General features: G+C 61.9%; 20 protein-coding genes, 2 tRNA genes, 1 pseudogene and 1 riboswitch. Of the genes and pseudogenes, 21 read left to right on the top strand and 2 right to left on the bottom strand.

The genetic code is table 11. The features are described 5' to 3' along the window. Nucleotides 1-74 precede the first annotated feature (74 nt). The 15 genes from KQI12_RS05955 to KQI12_RS05885 all read left to right on the top strand — a co-directional run bounded on the left by KQI12_RS05955 (nt 75) and on the right by KQI12_RS05885 (nt 14,220). The gene (locus tag KQI12_RS05955) at nt 75-464 is read left to right on the top strand and encodes a hypothetical protein (protein WP_216571567.1); all 390 of its coding nucleotides are present in this window, start codon (nt 75-77) and stop codon (nt 462-464) included. 5 nt (nt 465-469) lie between these two features. Continuing rightward, the gene (locus tag KQI12_RS05950) at nt 470-1,864 is read left to right on the top strand and encodes a sodium-dependent transporter (RefSeq protein ID WP_216571564.1); all 1,395 of its coding nucleotides are present in this window, start codon (nt 470-472) and stop codon (nt 1,862-1,864) included. Between the two features lie 553 nt (nt 1,865-2,417). Then, nucleotides 2,418-3,122 carry a FadR/GntR family transcriptional regulator gene (locus KQI12_RS05945; protein WP_216571562.1) on the top strand — a complete coding sequence of 235 codons (705 nt, stop codon included), beginning with the start codon at nt 2,418-2,420 and terminating at the stop codon, nt 3,120-3,122. Nucleotides 3,123-3,176: 54 nt separating this feature from the next. After that, entirely contained in the window at nt 3,177-4,250 is a 1,074-nt protein-coding gene (gene dctP / locus KQI12_RS05940) for a TRAP transporter substrate-binding protein (protein ID WP_216571559.1), read from the top strand. Between the two features lie 138 nt (nt 4,251-4,388). Next, a complete protein-coding gene (locus tag KQI12_RS05935) occupies nt 4,389-4,964 on the top strand; it encodes a TRAP transporter small permease (protein ID WP_216571557.1) in 576 nt (191 codons plus the stop codon). Between the two features lie 17 nt (nt 4,965-4,981). Then, nucleotides 4,982-6,253 (top strand): TRAP transporter large permease, encoded by a 1,272-nt coding sequence (locus tag KQI12_RS05930; RefSeq protein WP_253290867.1) that lies wholly within the window; start codon nt 4,982-4,984, stop codon nt 6,251-6,253. A gap of 366 nt (nt 6,254-6,619) precedes the next feature. Then, nucleotides 6,620-6,726, top strand: a riboswitch (TPP riboswitch). Nucleotides 6,727-6,856: 130 nt separating this feature from the next. Continuing rightward, entirely contained in the window at nt 6,857-7,657 is an 801-nt protein-coding gene (gene thiD, locus KQI12_RS05925) for a bifunctional hydroxymethylpyrimidine kinase/phosphomethylpyrimidine kinase (protein WP_216571551.1), read from the top strand. Further along, the gene (thiW, locus tag KQI12_RS05920) at nt 7,654-8,184 is read left to right on the top strand and encodes an energy coupling factor transporter S component ThiW (protein ID WP_371817977.1); all 531 of its coding nucleotides are present in this window, start codon (nt 7,654-7,656) and stop codon (nt 8,182-8,184) included. Before thiD ends, thiW begins: the two co-directional genes overlap by 4 nt. Nucleotides 8,185-8,204: 20 nt before the next feature. Next, complete coding sequence (gene thiE / locus KQI12_RS05915) at nt 8,205-8,864, top strand: thiamine phosphate synthase (RefSeq protein WP_216571549.1); 660 nt, start codon at nt 8,205-8,207, stop codon at nt 8,862-8,864. Continuing rightward, nucleotides 8,857-9,495, top strand: coding sequence for an HAD family phosphatase (locus tag KQI12_RS05910; protein ID WP_216571546.1), 639 nt, complete (start codon nt 8,857-8,859; stop codon nt 9,493-9,495). Before thiE ends, KQI12_RS05910 begins: the two co-directional genes overlap by 8 nt. Beyond that, nucleotides 9,492-10,151, top strand: coding sequence for a thiaminase II (tenA, locus tag KQI12_RS05905; RefSeq protein ID WP_216571543.1), 660 nt, complete (start codon nt 9,492-9,494; stop codon nt 10,149-10,151). The genes KQI12_RS05910 and tenA overlap by 4 nt, the downstream gene beginning before the upstream one ends. Next, the gene (locus KQI12_RS05900) at nt 10,133-10,912 is read left to right on the top strand and encodes an ABC transporter ATP-binding protein (protein WP_253290866.1); all 780 of its coding nucleotides are present in this window, start codon (nt 10,133-10,135) and stop codon (nt 10,910-10,912) included. The genes tenA and KQI12_RS05900 overlap by 19 nt, the downstream gene beginning before the upstream one ends. Further along, nucleotides 10,909-11,664, top strand: a complete 756-nt coding sequence (locus tag KQI12_RS05895; RefSeq protein WP_216571541.1) for an ABC transporter permease — start codon at nt 10,909-10,911, stop codon at nt 11,662-11,664. Before KQI12_RS05900 ends, KQI12_RS05895 begins: the two co-directional genes overlap by 4 nt. 57 nt (nt 11,665-11,721) lie before the next feature. Beyond that, the gene (locus KQI12_RS05890; protein WP_216571539.1) at nt 11,722-12,756 is read left to right on the top strand and encodes an ABC transporter substrate-binding protein; all 1,035 of its coding nucleotides are present in this window, start codon (nt 11,722-11,724) and stop codon (nt 12,754-12,756) included. 417 nt (nt 12,757-13,173) lie between these two features. After that, the gene (locus tag KQI12_RS05885) at nt 13,174-14,220 is read left to right on the top strand and encodes a M64 family metallopeptidase (RefSeq protein WP_216571536.1); all 1,047 of its coding nucleotides are present in this window, start codon (nt 13,174-13,176) and stop codon (nt 14,218-14,220) included. Nucleotides 14,221-14,323: 103 nt separating this feature from the next. Here the strand turns inward: KQI12_RS05885 and KQI12_RS05880 are convergent, their stop codons facing one another. After that, nucleotides 14,324-15,169: a pyridoxamine kinase gene (locus tag KQI12_RS05880; RefSeq protein WP_216571533.1), complete on the bottom strand. Its 846-nt coding sequence runs from the start codon at nt 15,167-15,169 to the stop codon at nt 14,324-14,326. 111 nt (nt 15,170-15,280) lie between these two features. Here KQI12_RS05880 and KQI12_RS05875 point away from each other — a divergent pair. Both KQI12_RS05875 and KQI12_RS05870 read left to right on the top strand, forming a co-directional pair. After that, nucleotides 15,281-15,363: transfer RNA gene (locus tag KQI12_RS05875), tRNA-Leu, on the top strand. 30 nt (nt 15,364-15,393) lie between these two features. Then, a tRNA-Phe gene (locus KQI12_RS05870) sits at nt 15,394-15,469 on the top strand. Nucleotides 15,470-15,683: 214 nt separating this feature from the next. On the opposite strand, the gene KQI12_RS05865 is transcribed toward KQI12_RS05870, so the two are convergent. Next, a complete protein-coding gene (locus KQI12_RS05865) occupies nt 15,684-17,207 on the bottom strand; it encodes a polysaccharide biosynthesis C-terminal domain-containing protein (protein WP_253290865.1) in 1,524 nt (507 codons plus the stop codon). Nucleotides 17,208-17,355: 148 nt separating this feature from the next. Here KQI12_RS05865 and KQI12_RS05860 point away from each other — a divergent pair, with 148 nt between their 5' ends. The 4 genes and pseudogenes from KQI12_RS05860 to KQI12_RS12455 form a co-directional block, all read left to right on the top strand. Beyond that, nucleotides 17,356-18,066, top strand: a complete 711-nt coding sequence (locus tag KQI12_RS05860) for a DUF554 domain-containing protein (RefSeq protein WP_216571530.1) — start codon at nt 17,356-17,358, stop codon at nt 18,064-18,066. A 558-nt stretch (nt 18,067-18,624) separates the two neighbouring features. Further along, nucleotides 18,625-19,476 carry a 3-hydroxybutyryl-CoA dehydrogenase gene (locus KQI12_RS05855; RefSeq protein WP_216571527.1) on the top strand — a complete coding sequence of 284 codons (852 nt, stop codon included), beginning with the start codon at nt 18,625-18,627 and terminating at the stop codon, nt 19,474-19,476. A gap of 76 nt (nt 19,477-19,552) precedes the next feature. Then, nucleotides 19,553-20,695 (top strand): acyl-CoA dehydrogenase, encoded by a 1,143-nt coding sequence (locus KQI12_RS05850; RefSeq protein WP_216571524.1) that lies wholly within the window; start codon nt 19,553-19,555, stop codon nt 20,693-20,695. Between the two features lie 21 nt (nt 20,696-20,716). Continuing rightward, a pseudogene (locus KQI12_RS12455) lies at nt 20,717-20,830 on the top strand (electron transfer flavoprotein subunit beta); the annotation flags it as partial.

Here is a 20,830-nt window from a genome sequence, read left to right as displayed (position 1 = left end):
CGGATCGTGCTGGCTTCCCATCTGGCTAAAAATACCATATAATGGTATTTAGCGATCGGGAGGGAGGCGGTGGGATGAGGACCATGTATGTGGGTCAAGTCACGGTCCGGGATGAGACGGGAGCGGAACGGACCTTTCGGTACGATCTGCTGATCGGAGCTGTGGACGTGGGCGGCGGGATCCTCTGCGAGGGCTACGGCGTCCAGGTGACAGAGCCGGCGCGGGGGACCGGGGCGGCGGCGCCGGGCCTCACGGTCCGGCCCGACCGGATCGAGGAACTGGTGGAGGCGCTGATGGCCGCCGGGACCGGTCCGGACGGCCTCCGGGACGCGGTACCGCACCGGCTGGACGGGGACCTGTCGCGGGGAGCGGGACCATCCGTCGTTCAGCGGCGGAACATTGACAGGGGAGAGGAAAACCGTTACAATGATCTGGTCTATCAACAGATCGAAGGAGGTCCCTGAGAAACGTGAAAGAGAGAGAGACTTTTGCGTCCCGGCTGGGCTTCGTACTCATCTCCGCCGGGTGCGCGATCGGACTGGGCAACGTCTGGCGCTTCCCCTATATCGTGGGGCAGTACGGCGGCGCGGCCTTCGTGCTGATCTATCTGGTGTTCCTGGTGATCATGGGTCTGCCCATCATGTCCATGGAGTTCGCCGTGGGCCGGGCCAGCCGGAAGAGCATCATGGTGTCCTTCCAGCAGCTGGAGCCCAAGGGGAGCAAGTGGCACTGGTACGGCTGGTTCGGCATGGCGGGCAACTACCTGCTGATGATGTTCTATACCACCATCGCCGGCTGGCTCCTGCTGTACTTCTTCAAGATGGCGGCGGGGCAGTTCCAGAACGTGGATCCAGCCGCCGTCAGTGAGGCGTTCTCCTCCATGCAGGGGGATGTGGGCATCCAGGTGCTCTTCATGGGCATCGTGGTGTGCCTGGGCATGCTGATCTGCTCCCGCGGGCTCCAGAACGGCGTAGAGAAGATCAACAAGATCATGATGCTCTGTCTGCTGGCCCTGCTGGTGGTGCTGGCGGTCCGGGCCGTGACCCTGCCCGGCGCGGCGGCGGGCCTGGAGTTCTACCTGGTGCCCAACTTCCACAATTTGCTCTACGATGGAGCAGGCAGCTTCCGGCTGGGCCGGGCGATCTACGACGCCATGGGACAGGCCTTCTTCACTCTGAGCCTGGGCATCGGCGCCATGGCTATCTTCGGCAGCTACATCGGCAAGGACCACCGCCTCTTCGGCGAGGCGGTGAACGTGGGCCTGCTGGACACGGCGGTGGCCTTCGTGGCGGGCCTGATCATCTTTCCCTCCGCCTTCGCCTTCGGGGTCCAGCCCGATGCGGGCCCCACGCTGATCTTCATCACCCTGCCCAACGTGTTCGACGCCATGCCGGGCGGACGCGTCTGGGGCGCCATGTTCTTCGCGTTCCTGTTCTGTGCCGCCCTGTCCACGGTGACGGCGGTGTTCGAGAACATCCTGGCCTGCTGGATGGACCGGTGGGGGATCTCCCGGAAGAAGGCGGTCCTGGCCAACCTGATCCTGATCTTGCTGCTGAGCCTGCCCTGTCTGCTGGGCGGGAACGTGTGGAGCGGCGTGAAGATCCTGGGCATGGGCATCATGGACTTCGAGGACTTCCTGGTCAGCAACAACCTGCTGCCTCTGGGCTCTGTGGTCTACCTGCTCTTCTGCTGTCTGCCCGGCAAGGCGGGCTGGGGCTATGAGAACTTCGTGGCCGAGGTCGACCAGGGCGAGGGCTTCCGGTTCCCCGCCAGGCTGCGGCGGTACTTCACCTATGTCCTGCCGGTGATCGTGCTGATCATCTTCGTGGTGGGCTACTGGGACAAGTTCGCCCCCAAGGGCTGAAGCTGACGACCGATAACAGAATGGATAAGACCGGGCGTCTATCTCTATCTCAGGATGGAGAGATAGACGCCCGGTCTTTGACGTTCCTGTCCATATCTGGAACGCGTTTGATCGTTCTTGCTCGAGCTATTTTGCGGTGAACGTGCAGACCGTGTGGCCATCGTACTTTGATTTTGTCGTAATATACAAAAGATGTTAACATATTGTGTAGGAAATGTGAATTGAATTACAAGGATGAATGTGGAATAATAGGCTCAACCAAAGACAGCAGTTATGTGCTAGGTGTGAGCATCCTGTAATGACGCCCGGTCTTTGACGTTCCTGTCCATATCTGGAACGCATTTGATCGTTCTTGCTCGAGCTATTTTGCGGTGAACGTGCAGGTCGTGTGGCCATCGTACTTTGATTTTGTCGTAATATACAAAAGATGTTAACATATTGTGTAGGAAATGTGAATTGAATTACAAGGATGAATGTGGAATAATAGGCTCAACCAAAGATAGCAGTTATGTGCTAGGTGTGAGCATCCTGTAATAAGGAGAACTATCATACGATGGAACTGAAGCGGGTAAAACGTACGAAAGTCGGCGATCAGGCATTCGAACAGCTGCGGTCCATGATCGAGAACGGTAATTGGGCCGTGGGAGAAAAGATCCCGTCGGAGCGTGAGCTGTGTTTATCCATGGGCGTCAGCCATGCTACCGTGCGGCAGGTACTTCAAAAGCTGAATGCCTTGGGCCTCATTGAGACTAGGGCCGGTTATGGTTCCTGCGTAAAAGCCCTGGCTCCGCAGAATTGCTTGGATATGCTTCCAGTTGCCAAGCCCATTGGAGCAAAGGCCTGGCAGGATGTGATCGAGTTTCGAGAAATGCTGGAGATCTACGCCGTGCAGATGGCGGCCAAACGAGCGACCGCTGAAGATATCGCTATGCTGCGGGAGAACCATCTCCATATGATCGAAAAGACCACGGCAGATGACTATGCGGCTTTGGATGTAGAATTCCACACGATGATCGGCCAGATAACGCGAAACGACATGATCGTTCGATCCTATGAGATCCTGAATGGGATCCTGAAGCAATCTATCGTAGATGAGATCGACCGAGTCGGCATCATCCGGCAGGAGGACCACCGCAAGATCATCGATGCGATCGAACAGCATGACGTTCGTCTTGCCGGTGCGCTGATGAGCGCACATATTTTGGATGTGGGAAAGGACAAGCACGCCCCAGACGGTGCTTTGATGTTCGACTTCTAACCGTTTCGCGGTCCGAAGATAGATCACAGTAAAAGTAAAAAGGAGAAAAAAGGTATGAAAAAGAAGATCCTGTCTCTGACTCTGGCTCTGGCTATGGGATTCAGCCTGACCGCCTGCGGCGGCTCTGAGTCTGGCGCAAAGTCTACGGATACCCCTGCTGCCGAGAACACCAGCACTGCTGAGGGCGGCAGCTTCGATGAGAAGTACAACTGGAGCTTCTCCACGACTTACGCTACTGGCTCCGTTGTGGTCGAGATGTATCAGAAGTTCGCCGAGCTGGCGAATGAATACACGGATGGAGCCGTGACCATCAATGTCTTCCCCGACGGAACAGTTGCCAGCGAGGATGACGCTCTGGCACAGGTCTCCTCCGGTGAGCTTGAGTTCTGCGGCACGGGCAGTGCTCCTATCTGGACGTACTCCCCCGAGGACCTCTGGATCATCGCCCCCTTTCTGATCACTGATGAGGATACCTATTACAACGTCTACAACAGTGACTACTGGATGAACATCCGCAACAGCTGGGCCACCGACCACAATGTGCTGGACCTGTGCGGCCCCTTCTACCGCGGCATGCGCACCCTCGTCTCCACTGAGGAAGTCCGCTCTGTCGATGACGTGAAGAACCTGAAGCTGCGCATGAACTCCAACGCCATGTGGAACGCCGCTTGGCAGGCTCTGGGCTGCACCACCGTCACCATCCCTCTGGGCGAACTGTATACCTCGATCCAGACCGGCGTGGTCTCCTCCTGTGAGAACCCCCTGTCCGAGTCTGGCAAGCTGAATATCCCTGAGATCGCCAAGTATGTCATCCCCACTGACCATGCGGTGGAGGCCAGTGGCATCTTCATGAGCAACAGCCTGTTCGAGTCCCTGCCCCAGAACTATCAGGACGCCATCCGAAAGGCCGGCGAGGATGCCATGGATCAGTGTGCTCCTCTGATCGCTGACGAAGAGGCTGAGTGGCTGAAGGCCTATCAGGATGCCGGTGCCGAGCTGGTCACTGATCTGGACCTGGATTCCTTCAAGACCGCCAGCGAGGAGTTCTGGAAGCAGGAGTTTGCTACCGAATGGACCAACATCAGCTACGAGGATGCTATGGCTCTGATCGAGGAGTGCTCCAAGTAAGCGTATCGACCCATCGGATGGATCCACTGTCGTAAAGTGAAAGCCGAAGCGGAGCGGCGATCTCGATCACCGCTCCGCTCTTTATTAGAGATCCTTCCGATCGAACCGATATACCCGCATTGTTTTATGGAGGCCTCTATGGAAAAAATCAGACGTACATTTGATAAAATAGAAGATCTCGTGATCACGCTGTGCGCCATCACACTGGTGGCGATCATCGTGGTCATCATGTATCAGGTCGTTGCCAGACGGCTGGACATCGCTACCTCCGGTACAGAGGAGTTGGCCCGTTACTGCTATGTCCTGTTCGTGTTCCTGCTGTGGCCCGTGGCTGCCAAGCGTGGCCAGGACCTGCGCATCACTGTTTTGTTCGACATCCTGTCAAGCCGCGTGCGTGAGATCGTCATGGGCGTGTTTCAGATCTTCATGGCAGGTTACAGCGCAGTCTGCGTATACAGCATCTACCTGAATATCCAGAACGCCGTCAAAAGCGACACCGTGCTTCCCTCTAACACTTGGATCCCCTTGGCCGCAATATATGTCATCGTTGCTGCGGCGCTGGTGCTGACCTTGTTGGCCAATCTGCTCCGTGCTGTCCTGCTGTTTATGGGGCATGACCATGTCAAGACCCAGCAGGAGGAAAATGAGGCCGAAATGGCCGCTGAGTCCGCCAAGATCGCGGAGGAACTGCAGAAGGGAGGCACGAACGTATGAGTCCGATTTGGGGTCTGTTGATCCTTGTCGTTTTGTTCCTGATCGGCTTCCCGGTCCCCTACGCCATTGCCGGAGGAGCGATGTTCATCATGAACTTCAGCACCGGCATGAAGTGGATGTCGATCACGTCCAACATGATCAGCGGTGTCAACAGCTTTACGATCCTTTGTATCCCCCTGTTCCTGCTGGCCGGTAAGCTGATGAACGAATGTGGCATCACCGACCGCCTGTTCAGGGCGGCCCGGGCCATTATCGGCTGGGTGCCCGGCGGTCTGGGACACGTGAATGTCTTGGCTTCTTTCATCTTCGCTGGCATGTCCGGTACCGCCGTGGCTGACGCGGCCGGTCTTGGACAGATCGAGATCAAGGCCATGGAGGATGCTGGCTACGACCGCGACTTCTCCGCTTCCGTCACCGCCGCCTCCTCCACGCTGGGCCCCATCGTGCCCCCCAGTATGCCTCTGGTGGTGTATGGCATGGTGTCCGGCGTATCGGTGGGCGCCCTGCTGGTGGCAGGTGTCCTGCCCGGCATCGTCATCGCCCTCTGTATGGCTGTTCTTGTGAGTTACTATGCCATCAAGCGCAAGTATCCTCGGGACAAATTCGTATCTTGGAAGCAGACCTTCCACGATCTGGCTGGCGGTATCCTGCCGGCGCTCACCCCGGTCATCATCATCCTGGGCATCTACACCGGCATCTTCACCCCTACTGAGGCTGCCGCTATCTGCGTGGTATATGCCTCCTTCTTGGGCATTTTCGTCTACAAGGAGCTGACCCTGAAGCGCTACTGGGCCGTTCTGAAGCAGACGGTGGTGGAGGCCGGCCCCATCTGCATCCTGCTGGCCGTGTCTACCCTGCTGGGCTCCGTGCTCATCAAGGCCAATATCCCCCAGACCCTCATTGCCGGTCTGATGACCATCATCCACAGCAAATGGACGTTCCTGTTGCTGCTGAACCTAGCCTTCCTGGTGGTGGGCATGTTCATGGAGACGGTCAGTGCCATCACCATCCTGACTCCCATCATCTTCCCCATGGCTCAGGCTTTTGGCGTCAACGGCATCCATTTGGGTATCATCTTGGTGTTCAACCTGATGATTGGAGTTATTTCGCCGCCGTTCGGCGTGGTATTGTTCGCTGTGTCCCGTGTGGGCAAGCTGCCCATGGGCCGACTCATCAAGGCACTGATCCCTTGGTTCATCATGCTGCTGGTCGCTCTGACCATTTTGGTGGTCTTCCCTGACTTGAGCACCTTCGTTCCTTCCCTCATGAAGCTGGGCGGCGCCGCCTAAATGACTGCGCACCATGAGATATGGGCCCGCTATGCTCGAAGGAAGGCCGTAACACCATAGAACATGATCTACAAACGGGCCGCAGAAGGAATTTCGCCTTCTGCGGCCTGCCGAACGATTAAAAAAGTCACTTTTCGCTGGAGTTCGCATAAGCCTCAGCAGGACCGGACGTCTATCTCGAAACGGAGAGATAGACGTCCGCTTTTTGTTGTTCCTGACCGCATCGGGGCCAGCAGTCATCGAACAGCGGCATGGTCCCATCTCCTTTCGCTCCGGTCGTTTCCACCAGTATAGCTCAGAGACAACGGCATGGACAGGGGCATGCCGGAAAAAGAGGATTGACAGTTCGGCAGAAAGCACGTAAAATGAGGCTCGCAAGGGAGCTCCCGCGAGGGGGCTGAGAGGAGGGGACAGTCCCTCGACCTTACCTGATGTGGGTAATGCCAACGTAGGGACGCGGCACAGGACTTTCGTGCGCATCCTCTCTGTGGGAGAGGGGCGAGGACGAGGCTTTCCGGCAGGATGTCCCATAGGGGCATCCTGCCGTTCGTTTTTCTTGGACCGACCCGCTCAGACTCATGAGGAAAGAGAGGAAAAAGGATCATGAAAACAGTACTCACCATCGCGGGCAGTGATTCCAGCGGCGGGGCCGGGATCCAGGCCGACCTCAAGACCATGACCTGCCTGGGCGTGTATGGCATGAGCGCCATCACCGCCCTCACCGCTCAGAACACCACCGGCGTCCGGGGCGTCATGGAGGCATCTCCGGAGTTCGTCGCGCTCCAGCTGGACTGCGTGTTCCAGGACATCCGGCCCGACGCGGTGAAGATCGGCATGGTCTCCAATGGGGAGATCATCCGCACCATCGCCGCCAAGCTCCGGGAGTATGGCGCGGAGCACATCGTGGTGGACCCGGTGATGGTGGCCACCAGCGGCTCTGCCCTCATGCAGGACACCGCCCTCGCCGCGTTGAAGGAGGAGCTCCTCCCGCTGGCGGAGGTCATCACCCCCAATCTGCCTGAGACGGAGCGGCTGTGCGGCTTCGCTGTGGAGAGCGAGGAGGATATGCTCCGGGCGGCGCAGACCATCGGGACCCAGATCTCCGGCGGCGTGCTGGTGAAGGGCGGCCACCGGACCGCCGACGCCGACGATCTGCTCTGGCAGGGCGGCAAGGCTGTGTGGTACCGCTCCCGCCGTGTGGCCAATGAGAACAACCACGGCTCCGGCTGTACGCTGTCCTCCGCCATCGCCTCCTTCCTGGCGATCGGCCACCCGCTGGACGAGGCGGTGGGCCTGGCCAAGAAGTATATCACCGCCGCCATGGAGGCCGGTCTGGACCTGGGCCAGGGCAGCGGCCCTCTGGCGCACAACTATGCCGTCAAGGAAGGAGGCGACGTCCAGTGAACGACCGGAACAGCACCATGACCCGGGCAAACAGCGTCTCCGTACGCAAGATGGTCCTGACGGCCATGCTGGCGGGACTTGGCTTCGTCCTGTCCACTTTCGTGTATTTCCCCTCCATGGCCCCCTTCCAGCACTTTTGCAATATCATCGGCGCGGTGTTCCTGGGGCCTTGGTACGGCTTTGCCGCCGCCCTGCTCACCGGCCTCCTGCGGATGCTCACCGGACGGACCATCCAGGCGGTGGTGGGCGCCGTGATCGGTGCCTTCCTGTCCGGCCTGCTGTACCAGAAGACCAAGCGGCTCTGGTGCGCCTATGTGGGCGAGGTGGCCGGCACCGGCATCCTCAGCGCTCTGGCGGCCTATCCCCTGATGAAGCAGTTCTATGGGCTGGACGCCCAGTCCCCCCTCTACTACATCCCCGCCTATCTGCCCTCCTCGGCGGTGGGTGGACTGATGGGTTGCGCGGTCATCCTCCTGCTCAAGCGCTCCGGCGCGCTGGACCGGATGCTGAACCAGCTGGAGCGGTGAGCGCGGAAGAGGAGCGAGATATGAGCGTTTCGAGAGACGATATCCGGCGGGCCATGCGGCTCTATGCCGTCACAGACCGGTCCTGGCTGGGCGGCAGGACTCTGCCCGAGGTGACGGAGGCGGTCCTGGCCAACGGGGCCACCTTCCTCCAGGTCCGGGAAAAGGGCCTGACCCACGCCGCCTTTTTGGCAGAGGCCGAGGTCCTGAAGGAGCAGGCTGCCCGCCATCAGGTGCCCTTCGTGGTGAACGACTCGGTGGAGGTGGCCTTGGAGTGCGGCGCCGACGGCGTCCATGTGGGCCAGTCCGATATCCAGGGCCGGGACATCCGGGCCATGATCGGGCCGGACAAGATCCTGGGCATCTCCGCCAACACGGTGGAGACTGCCGTGGCCGCCCAGAGGGCCGGGGCCGACTACATCGGCGTGGGAGCCGTGTTCGGGACTACCACGAAGAAGGACGCCAAGACCCTCAGCGTGGCGGACCTCCGGGCCATCTGTGATGCGGTGGACATCCCGGTAGTGGCCATCGGCGGCATCAGCGCCGACAACATCCTTTCCCTAAAAGGGAGCGGGGTGGACGGTGTGGCGGTGGTGTCCGCCCTCTTCGCCCAGCCGGATCCCGGCGCGGCGGCGGCCCGTCTGCGGGCCCTGTCCGATGAGCTGGTGGCCGCCCATGGATAAGCGTTTCTGCATCTTCGACATGGACGGCACGCTGGTGGACTCCATGAGCTGGTGGATGGGCCTGAGCGCCGAGTATCTGGCGGATCAGGGCATCGTCCCTACGCCGGAGGAGCTGGAGCCCCTGCGGCCCATGACCATGCTGGAGGGGGCGGCCTATCTGCTGGAGCTCTACCACCTGCCCGGCACGCCGGAGGCGATGGTGGCCGGCATGGAGGACATGATGGACGGACATTACCGCCGGGACATCCCCCTGAAGCCGGGGATGGCGGCCTATCTGGCGGAACTGGCGGACCGGGGCGTACAGATGTGCGTGGCCACTGCCACCGCTGAGCCGCTGGCCCGCGCCTGCCTCTCCCGGCTGGGGGTGGACGGCCGGTTCACGTTCATCCTGAGCTGTGAGACCCTCGGGGTGGGCAAGACCCGCCCGGACATCTATCTGGAGGCCGCCCGCCGCTTTGGGGCGGAGCCGAAGGACATCGCCGTGTTCGAGGACGCCCTCTACGCCGCTGAGACCGCCAAGAAGGCGGGATTCTATGTGGTGGGCGTCCATGAGGACGCCTACGGCGAGGACTGGCCGAAGCTGACGGCTCTGGCCGACGAGATCCTGTTCGATGGGAGGAACGACGTATGAACGTGACGGAACGGCTCTACGAGGCCGCAAAGCCGGTGTGGGAACAGTGCCACGCCCACCCCTTCGTGAGGGGGATCGGAGACGGGACTCTGGATCTGGAGAAGTTCCGGTGGTTCCTGCTCCAGGACTATCTGTATCTCTTCGACTACGCCCGGGTGTTCGCCTGGGGCGTGATCAAGGCCCGGGACCCGGAGCTGATGCGGACTTTTTCCGCCAATGTGGACGCGATCCTGGGGGGCGAGATGAAGGTCCATCGGGGCTACATGGCCCGGATGGGCATCTCCGAGGAGCAGGTGCTGGCGGTGGAGCCCGCCCTCTCCAACCTGTCCTATACCCATTATATGCTGGCCGTGGCCTCCGCCGGGGGCCCGGCGGAGATCGTGGCGTCGATCCTGGCCTGTTCTTGGAGCTATGCCGAGATCGGCACCCGGCTGGCCAAGATCCCCGGCGCGGCGGACCACCCCTTCTACGGCGAGTGGATCCGGAGCTATGCTGGAGAGGAGTATCAGCAGACGAACGCGGCCCTGGTGGCGCTGATGGAGGAGCTGGCGGCCAGCTGTACCGAGACAGAGTATCAGCGCCTGGAGGAGATCTTCGTGGCATGCAGCCGGTATGAGCTGGGCTTCTGGGAGATGGCATGGACACTGGAAAAATGACCGCGCTGGAGTTCGAGTCGGTCTCCTATCGATATCCCTCCGAGGAGTTCGACATCATCGACGGCCTCTCCTTCCGGGTGGAGCGTGGATCCTTCCACTGCATCGTGGGCACCAGCGGATGCGGCAAGAGCACGATCTTCCGGCTGACCAACGGCCTGCTGGCCTCCAAGGCGGGGCGGATCCTGGTGGAGGGCGCCCCCATCGGCGGCGGACGGAAGCAGTACTGCGGCTATATGCCCCAGAAGGATCTGCTCCTGCCCTGGCGCACGGTGGGGGAGAACGTGGCGCTTCCGCTGGAGATCCGGGGCGGATCCTCCAAGGCGGAGCGCCGGGACCGGGCCGAGGCGGCGCTGGAGGATGTGGGTCTGGCCGGCTGTGCCGGGAAGATGCCCCATGAGCTCTCTGGCGGGATGCGCCAGCGGGCGGCCTTCGCCCGCACCATGCTCACCGGCAGCGACCTGCTCCTGCTGGACGAGCCCTTCTCCGCCCTGGACTTCCTGACCCGCATCACCATGCAGGAGTGGCTCCTGGACCAGTGGCAGAGGCACAAAAAGACGATCCTCTTCATCACCCACGATGTGGAGGAGGCGGTGTTCCTGTCCTCCAGCGTGCTGGCGGTGGCGGACACGCCGATCCGGAGCCTGCTGGAGGTCCCGGTCCCGGCGGACTACCCCCGGGATCGCTCCTGCCTGAAGCGGCCGGAGATGACCGACCTGCGGGAGGGGCTCATCGACCTTTTGAGAAAGCAGGTGAAGGGATGAAACAGGCCTGTAAGGCGGACTTGCCCGCCCTGATCTTCCTCTTCGCGCTCCTCCTGCTGTGGCAGGCGGGGGCCACGGGGATGGGGGCGGCCTATATCCTGCCCTCGCCCACCCAGATTCTGGTCCGGCTGTGGGAGCTGAGAATACCTCTCTTCACCGTCCATTTGCCCGCCACCATGACGGTGACGGCCATCGGACTGGCGATCTCGCTGGTGCTGGGGCTGGCGCTGGCCGCGGCCATGGACAGCAGCGACCTGGTCCGGCGGATGCTCTACCCAGTGGTGGTGGTGTCCCAGACGATCCCCACCACAGCGATCGCGCCCCTCTTCGTGCTGTGGTTCGGCTACGGCATCTGGAGCAAGGTATTGGTGACAGTGCTGATCACCTTCTTCCCGATCGCCATCACGGTGTACGATGGACTCCGGGCCGCCAACGTGGAGATGACCGAACTCCTGCGGACCTATGGCGCCAACCGCTGGCAGATCGTCCGCGCCGTCAAGATCCCCTGCGCCCTGCCCTATTTCTTCTCCGCGGTGAAGATGGCGGTGCCCATGAGCGTGATCGGCGCGGCGATCGGCGAGTGGCTGGGGGCCAAGAGCGGCCTGGGCTACTTCTCCCGGCGGATGATGACCCAGCTGGACGGCGCGGGGGTGTTCGCCCCGATCGTCCTGCTGTCGGCGGCGGCCATGCTGGCCGTGGGCGTGGTGGCCCTGCTGGAGCGGAAGCTGGTCCGCTGGCGCGGAGAGTCCTGAGAAAGCACGAACGACGATAGAGATACGACCCAAGAAAGGAATGGATGACCCATGGATATGAAACGTACGATCGCACTGGCCCTGAGCGGCCTCATGCTCCTGACCGGCTGTTCCGGCGGTACGGCCGCCCCGGCCGCCTCCGATGCCCCGGCCGCCTCCGCCGGACCGGATGGAGACCTGCGGGAGATCAGCGTGGTGCTGGACTGGTATCCCAACGCCCTCCACGCCTTCATCTATGACGCCATCGCCAAGGGCTACTATGCCGACGAGGGGCTGAAGGTGGACATCCAGTTTCCCTCCAACACCAACGACGCCATGTCTCTGGTGGCCGCTGGGAAGGCGGAGATCGGCCTGTACTATCAGCAGGACGTGGTCATCGCCCGGGCGGGCCAGGACGTGCCCGTGAAGTCCATCGGCGCGGTGGTCCAGGGACCCCTGAACATCGTCCTCTCCCTGAAGGACAAGAACATCACCTCTCCCAAGGACCTGGAGGGCAAGACTGTGGGCTACGCGGGCACCGAGCTGTCCGAGGCTCTGATCCGCTCTATCATGGAGAACGTGGGGGCCGATCCCGACAGCGTGACCATGGTGGACGTGGGCTTCGACCTGATGAGCTCCATGACCACCGGCAATGTGGATGCCACCATCGGCTGCTTGGTGAACCATGAGGTCCCCCAGATGGAGGAAGAGGGCTTCGAGGTCAACTACTTCGATCTGGACGACTACGGTGTGCCCACCTACTATGAGGGCGTGTTCCTGGCCAACGACGACACCATCGCCAACGATCCTGAGATGCTCAAGGCCTTCCTGCGGGCCTCCGCCAAGGGCTTCGAGGACGTGAAGAACGATCCGGACGGAGCCCTGCGCACCCTGCTGGACAACCAGAACGAGGAGAACTTCCCCCTCTCTGAGACGGTGGAGCAGAAGAGCATGGCCACCCTCACCCCCATGATGGAGACCGCTGACGCCCCCTTCCTGTCCCAGACCGAGGCCTGCTGGCAGGAAAACATCGACTGGCTCAAGGCCAATGGCCTGATCGACAACGCCATCACGCCCGCCGACGTGATGGTGGATCTGGACTGGCAGAAGTAAACGGATGACCGCTTGAACGATGGGCCGGTCCGGGACATATCGTCCCGGACCGGCCCTCAGCGTGTCGAACTTGTTCGACACGCTTCTCAGAAATGCTGGTTCGTTCTTCACAAAGAACGAACTGGCATTTCTTCGATGGGATGCAGGCCGCCGCGCGCACTCGCTTTGCTCGCACACTAGCGGCCTGAGAAGAGTTTTTTCTGAGGCACATGTCCTCAGAAAAAACGCCTTATATTTTATTCCGTCACCTGTGGGTGACGGAACTCTGCGAGGCTCCTGCATCACTCAACGAGAGAAATGACTTTTTTGACAGTCTGGGGCCGGTCTAGGACATATCGTCCCGGACCGGCCCTTTTCCTTGCTTCTTTCGAGCGGGGTCTGGTACAATGGAAGAAACGAACGGGAGGGGATGTGCATATGCGGAGGTCTGCGGCAGCGGGGCTGACCCTGTGCCTCCTGCTGACCGCCTGCGGCGGGACGGGGAGTCGGCTGGCCGATCCAGAGACGGAGCGCCTGCTGTCGGTCCAGCTGGGGGCTCTGGATGACAAGATCAGCGGACGCGAGCGGGTCAAAGCGCGGTCCCTGTTGTCCGAAGTGCAGGAACGGAAAGCGGCTCGGACTGCCCGGGGCGTCTGGGAGAAGTCCGATGAGGAGTGGGCCGGCCTGGAGGCCCTGACGGCGTACTATGACGAGTTGACCGCCAAATACCTGGGAGACGGGGAGGACGTAGGGGACTGGGGCTATGAGGACCCGCCCCAGCGGACGCTGACGGTCTATCAGGTGCTGGACGGCACGGATCTGCGGGTCCTCCATAGCCGGGAGCGGACGGCGGCGGAGCGGTCCAACGACCAGATCATGTGGAGCGGGATGCTGGACCTGCTGCCAGAGGGGGCGTTCCAGGCCTTCGACCGGTTCACGGTGTTCACCGACGGACCGGACGAGATGGTGGCCTATGTCCAGATGACCGACTGGGACGGGACGCGCTGGGAGATCGCGCTGGACCCGGAGGACACAGGGGACGACGACTGGACCCGGGAGACCATCGTCCACGAGTATGGACACTACCTGGCCCTGAACGCGGATCAGGTGGACTACAGCGGGGAGACCCGCACGGAGACCTACTGCGAGGAGGGCATGACTGCCCGGCCCGGCTCCTATCTGGACACCTTCTATCGAATGTTCTGGACGGACCTTCTGGACGACCGGCTGGCGGATATGGACAGCTATGGCTTCCTCCTGCGGCATCCCGACGACTTCGTCACCGAGTACGCGGCCACCGACCCGGTGGAGGACTTGGCGGAGAGCTTTGCCTGTTACGTCCTCTATGACGCGCCGCCGGAGACGGAGACGGCGGTGTGGGCACAGAAGTGGCGCTTCTTCGACCGATGGCCCGATCTGGCGGAGTTCCGGGCACAGGTACAGGAGAGGCTGGCATCACACGCGGTCGGGGAAGCGCGGTCATGAGGGCTGTCCGCGGTGTCGAGCCTCCCACGAGCGGAGGATCGGGAAGCCGGCATAAAAAAGATCCAGCCCGGAGGGGCTGGATCGCGAAATGCATCAGAGAACATCACGGCTCCATCAGCTCGTGGAGCATGGGCTCGAACTGGACGCCGCGGGAGATGGGGGCGCCCATGGCCAGTGTGGCGGCGGCGCACCGCTGGACGAACCGGACCGCCCGCTCGGTGCAGACGGGAAGGGACTCCCCGCGGAGCATCCCGCCCAGCAGGATGCTGGCGAAGAGGTCGCCGGTGCCGGAGAAATGGGCGGGCTCGGAGTTGGCCTGGAAGAAAGAGATCCGACCGCTCTCCCGGTCCCAGCATCCGGCACCCACCTGGTCCGGGGACAGGCTCACGCCGGTGATGACCACAGAGCGCTTGCCATCCAGAGAGAGACGCTCCAGCCAGCGGGACATCCCCGCCTCATCCGCGGGGACGGCGGAGTAGTCCTCCCCCAGAAGGATGGCGGCCTCGGTGAGGTTTGGGGTGATGAGGTCGGCCTCCTCAGCCAGAGAGCCCATCCGGGCGCACAGGTCGGGCGTGTAGGTGCTGTACGGCCGGCCGTCGTCTCCCATGACCGGGTCCACCAGCACCAGCGTGTCCGGCCGGCGGAAGCGGTGGATGAAGGACCGCAGGAGGTCGATCTGCCGGGCGGAGCCCAGGAAGCCGCTATAGACCGCGTCGAAGGAGGCGCCTAGCTCGGCCCAGTGATCACAGCACCGCTCCATCTGATCGGTCAGGTCCAGGAACACAGAATGCTCCGACCGGGGGAAACCGGTGTGGGCGGAGAGATAGGCGGTGAGGAGCGTCTCGCACCGGGCTCCCATGGCGGCCAGCGTGGGGAGAGCGACAGTGGTGGAACACCGGCCGAAGCCGGACAGATCCTGGATCAGGGCCACTTCAGGGGCAGGTCTCATAGGGGCCACATCCTTTGTACGAAAAGTCCCCTCCAGTATACCCCCTTTTTCGCGGATCTGCAATTGACAAATGAGAAGATCCGTGCTATTCTATACTAGAATGACCGATGCGCGGGTATGGTGGAATTGGCAGACACGCCAGATTTAGGTTCTGGTGGGCGACCGTGCAGGTTCAAGTCCTGTTACCCGCACCAGGAGGCCCGGGCAGACGGGGCCTCTCATTCGCCTCTGTAGCTCAGTTGGTAGAGCAGGGGATTGAAAATCCCCGTGTCGCTGGTTCGATTCCGGCCGGAGGCACCAGCTCGTCGCAAGCTTCGTATCGCTTGCGACGAGTTTTTTGTTTCCCCCAAAACTCATCGTGCGCTCGCTCCGTTGCTCCTCGCTTCCAAATCGGACCCGCTTACGCTGGGCTTCGATCTGGTGGGACGTGATCGGCGGGCAGTGCATCTATCAACGCAAGGCAAGTCGGAGCAGGCATATCACGCCTGCTCCGAACTTTTATGACCGGACATCCTCAGCGCAGCCGGAACAGCGACCGAAAGGGGCAGCCTTGGGCCGACAGAGCGGCCAGGTATTCCACGGCGCCGAAGGCCAAACAGAGGAGGACCGACGGAACGTCTCCCAGTCCACAGTCCCGCAGGATCCGGAAAAGAAGGCGGATGCACAGCCCCATGAGCAGAGCGGCCAGGGCAGGGGCGGTGCACCACTGGAAGAGCCGGGGCCGCATCCGGGTCCGGCGGGCGGCCTCCCGCCAGTCCAGCAGGAGGCCAAGTCCGGCGCTGACGGCGAAGCCGGCCGCATAGCCCCGCAGTCCCATCCCCGGCAGGCCCATGAGGACATAGGTGCAGGCCAGCTGGACCGCCCCGGAGCAGATGGCGTTCCAGGCGGCAGCCCGCTGGGCGCCGATCCCGTTCAGCACCCCCGCCAGCACCGACTGATAGCAGGAGAAGAGGACTCCCACAGACAGTGGGAGGATCAGGTCTCCGGCGGAGGGCTCCCGGAAGAGGGCCCGGCCGATCGTGGGGCCCAGGACCGCCAGAAAGGCCATGGAGGGCATGATCAGCACCGAGGTGGCCAGCATGGCCTTGTGGATCCGGTCCCGGATCCGGTCGATGCGGCCCAAGGCGGCGCTTCGGGCCAGACGGGGGACCAGCACCAGCCCCATGGCCCCGATGAAGGCCGTGGGCATCAGGAGCATGGGCACCGTCATGCCGCACAGGACCCCAAAGTCCCGCATGGCCTGAGATACATCGGCCCCGGCGGCTACCAGACGCTGAGGGATCAGCACCGCATTGGCGGAACCCATCAGGTTCCCCAGCAGAGAGGTGAGTCCCACCGGCAGGGCGATGCCCCGGATCCGCCGTCCCAGCCCGTCCTCTGCCGCCGGCCGGGACAGTCCCGCCCGGTGCCGCCGGTAGAGGATCGTCAGGGCCACGGCGGAGAAGAGCTCGCAGATCACCATCCCGGTGACGATCAGCCCCACGGTCCGCTCTGGGCTCTGGGGTAGGAAGAGGACCAGCAGGCCCAGCACCGCGCCGGTGCGGATGAACTGCTCGCACAGCTCCACCGCCGCCGGCGGGCGGATCTGTCCGGAGCCGTAGAAGTAGTGCTTGTGCAGGTTCTCCACCCCGGTCAGGAGAAGGCAGGGGAGCAGGAGGAGCAGTCCGGTCTGAGTCCGGGCGTCCCCCAGCAGATAGACCGAGATCGGGTCATACAGGGCGGCGACCACCGCCGCCGCCAGGGCGAAGGCCAGCAGGAACCCCAGGAGGCACCGACGGAGGACGGCGGCCATGGCTCCGTCATTTTCCCGGGCGGCATACTCCGCGGACAGGTTGGACACCGCCGCCGTCAGCCCCACGGCGGTGAGGGACAGGAGCACGGAGTACACCGGCAGGATCAGCTGATAGAGCCCCATGACCTCTGCCCCCACCAGCCGGGAGAGGAGGATGCGGTACAGGAACCCCACCGCCTGAGCGGCCAGGCTGGTGCCGGTGAGCAGAAGGGTCCCGTAGAGCATGGATGAACGGCTGAGCTTCAAGGACCACCCCTCCTCTCCTATCCCCAGATCGGTCCAGCATATGAGCCGGCGGAGCGGGATATGAAGAGAACTGTTTGACAAACGGCCCGGCGCGGTCTATCATTTTACAGTGCAGTGCGGCAGAGAGCCGTCGAAAGGAGTTTTTTCCATGATCGCGACCGTCGTCAACGTAGTCCTTGTCCTGATCGGCAGCTTTTTGGGGCTGGCCTTCAAGGGAAAGATCAAGCCCGGCTTCATCGACAGCCTGGGCATCGCCATGGGGCTGTGCGTGCTGGGCATCGGCATCCCCAGCATGATCGGGACCAACGACACCCTCTGCGTGGTGGCCTGCATGGCGGTGGGCACCCTTCTGGGTGAGGCCCTGCGGATCGAGGACCGGCTGGCCGGCATCGGCGATGTGCTCAAGCGCAAGATGGCCCGGAGCGGCGGGAACGACCGCTTCACCGAGGGCTTCGTCAACGCCACCGTCCTCTTCTGTGTGGGCGCCATGGCCATCAACGGCAGTCTGGAGGCCGGACTCAACCACAATTACGGTATCCTGATCTCCAAGAGCGTGATCGACGGCGTGACCTCCATCACCTTCGCCTCCACCATGGGCATCGGCGTGCCCTTCTGTGTGATCCCCCTGTTCTTGTATCAGGGCGGGCTCACCCTGCTGGCCCAGTTCGTGGGGCCCTATCTCCAGGACGCCGTGATCCAGGAGATGAGCGCCGTGGGCGGCAGCATCATCGTGGCCATCGGCATGAACATGATGGGCCTGCCGAAGCAGAAGATCCGGGTGGGCAATATGCTCCCGGCGATCTTCCTGCCCCTGGTCTACCTGCCTCTCACCCAGTTCGTGGGCGGCCTGCTGGGCTGAACGGGCGCGGGAGGATGTTCCGTCATTTTGCAGAGCGCCGGGACACCGGCGCTCTCTTTTTGTGATCAGGACCTGTGAATAAAATAACGAACGGCCAGTCTGAACTGTATCTGTGAATTTTTTGACGATATATTTGTGGGATACCAACAAGAAATAAATGGAAGGAGCTGCTATCCTCGATAAAAAATACGGATTTTTTGAAAATAAGACTTGCGTCTTTGGGGGAAACGCGCTATACTAAGCGAGGATCCACTCCGAGACCTGTGAAGAAATGGACCTGAAAAAGATGCAACAGCCGTGGGAATCATGCGGTGTTGCAATTTTTTAGGGACATATATGTTAAAAAAATAACAAGCAGACGAAAAAGTGGATCTCTATGGCAAAACGCAGATCCAAGCGACCACCGTTACATCAGATGACCCGAGCATGATATGAAAGCACAGCAAGCTCCGTGCCCCACCGTGATATGGCCCCCTCATATCCGGGCGGACGCAGAGGCTCCGCAGGGCACGTTCCAACAGGTTTAGATCGGACAGAAGGAATGGGAGGATCATATCTATGAAAAAGATCGTTATCATCGGCGGCGGCACCATGGGCCTGGGCATCGGCCAGGTCTTCGCGAACAAGGGCATCGACACCGTCATCCGCTCCACCAGCAACGCCAGCGCGGAGAAGCACAAGGCCAGCCTCATCAAGAGCTTGGACAAGCGCATCGCCAAGGGCAAGCTGGACGAGGCCGGGAAAGAGGCCCTGCTGTCCAGGCTGACCTTCACCAGCGACATCGACGTCGTCAAGGACGCCGACCTGGTGGTGGAGTCCGCCGTGGAGAGCGTGGATCTGAAGAAGGAGCTCTTCGCCGAGCTGGACGGCCTCTGCAAGCCCGAGGCCATCCTGGCCACCAACACCTCTTCGATCTCCATCACCGACATCGCCTCCGCCACCAAGCGGCCCGACAAGGTGATCGGGATGCATTTCTTCAACCCGGCCCCGGTGATGAAGCTCATCGAGGTCATCCGGGGCGTGAACACCTCCGACGAGACCTTCGAAGCGATCTTCCAGCTCTCCAAGGACGTGGGCAAGGACCCCGTTGAGGTGGACGAGGCCCCCGGCTTCATCGTCAACCGCCTGCTCATCCCTATGATCAACGAGGGCATCACCGTGGTCGAGAGCGGCGTCGCCTCTGTGGAGGACGTGGACAAGGCCATGAAGCTGGGCGCGAACCACCCCATGGGCCCCCTGGAGCTGGGCGACTTCATCGGCCTGGACGTGTGCCTGGCCATCATGGACGTGCTCTACAACGAGACCAACGATCCCCGCTACCGCGCCTCTCTGCTCCTGCGGAAGATGGTGCGCGGCGGACGGCTGGGCCGCAAGACCGGCATCGGCTTCTACGATTACAGCAAGAAGTGATCTGACTTTACCCCCGGCTGCGGCCGCAAGGCCGCAGCCTTGTAACCTTTTCATTGGATCTTAGGAGGAAACCGGAATGGACTTTCATCTGACGAAGGAGCAGGAGATGCTCCGCAAACTGTACCGCGAGTTCGCGCAGAACGAAGTGAAGCCTCTGGCCGAGGAGGTCGACGAGGAAGAGCGCTTCCCCGTGGAGACCGTCAAGAAGCTGGGCAAGCTGGGCATGATGGGCATCTACTTCCCCAAGGAGTACGGCGGCGCCGGCGCTGACGTGTTGTCCTACGCCATGTGCGTGGAGGAGATGGCCAAGGTCTGCGGCACCACCGCCGTCATCATCTCCTCTCACACCTCTCTGTGCTGCGCCCCGATCTTCGAGAACGGTACCGAGGAGCAGAAGAAGAAATACCTGCCCAAGCTGTGCTCCGGCGAGTGGATCGGCGCCTTCGGCCTGACCGAACCCAACGCCGGCACCGATGCCTCCGGCCAGCAGACCACCGCGGTGCTGGACGGGGACCATTACGTCCTGAACGGCTCCAAGATCTTCATCACCAACGCCGGCTTCGCCGATGTGTTCATCATCTTCGCCATGACCGACAAGAAGGCCGGCAACCACGGCATCTCCGCTTTCATCGTGGAGCGGAACTTCCCCGGCTTCTCCGTGGGCAAGCATGAGAAGAAGATGGGCATCCGCGGCTCCTCCACCTGCGAGCTGATCATGGAGGACTGCATCGTGCCCAAGGAGAACCTGCTGGGCCAGCTCAACAAGGGCTTCAAGATCGCCATGAAGACCCTGGACGGCGGCCGCATCGGCATCGCCGCGCAGGCCCTGGGCCTGGGCGAGGGCGCCATCGACGAGGCCATCGCCTACACGCAGGAGCGCGTCCAGTTCGGCCGCCGGATCTCCCAGTTCCAGAACACCCAGTTCCAGCTGGCCGATATGCACACCCGGATGCAGGCGGCCCAGTATCTGGTCTATGCTGCCGCCTCCAAGAAGCAGAGCGGCGAGCCCTATTCCATGGACGCTGCCATGGCCAAGCTCTTCGCCGCGGAGGCCGCCAGCGATGTGACCCGCCGGGCCGTACAGCTCTTCGGCGGATATGGCTACACCCGCGAGTACCCGGTGGAGCGCATGATGCGCGACGCCAAGATCACCGAGATCTACGAGGGCACCAGCGAAGTCCAGCGCATGGTCATTTCCAGCCATCTGGGCGTGAAGTAAGGAACGGAGGAGACATTTCTGATGAAAGCGATCGTATGTGTGAAGCAGGTCCCGGATACCTCCGGCAAGGTGGCCGTGAAGGCGGACGGGACCATGGATCGTGCGTCTATGGCCACGATCACCAACCCGGATGAT

The organism is Pseudoflavonifractor sp. MSJ-37, from assembly GCF_018917965.1.
Lineage (GTDB): Bacteria > Bacillota > Clostridia > Oscillospirales > Oscillospiraceae > Pseudoflavonifractor_A.
This window is presented reverse-complemented; position numbering and strand designations above follow the sequence as displayed.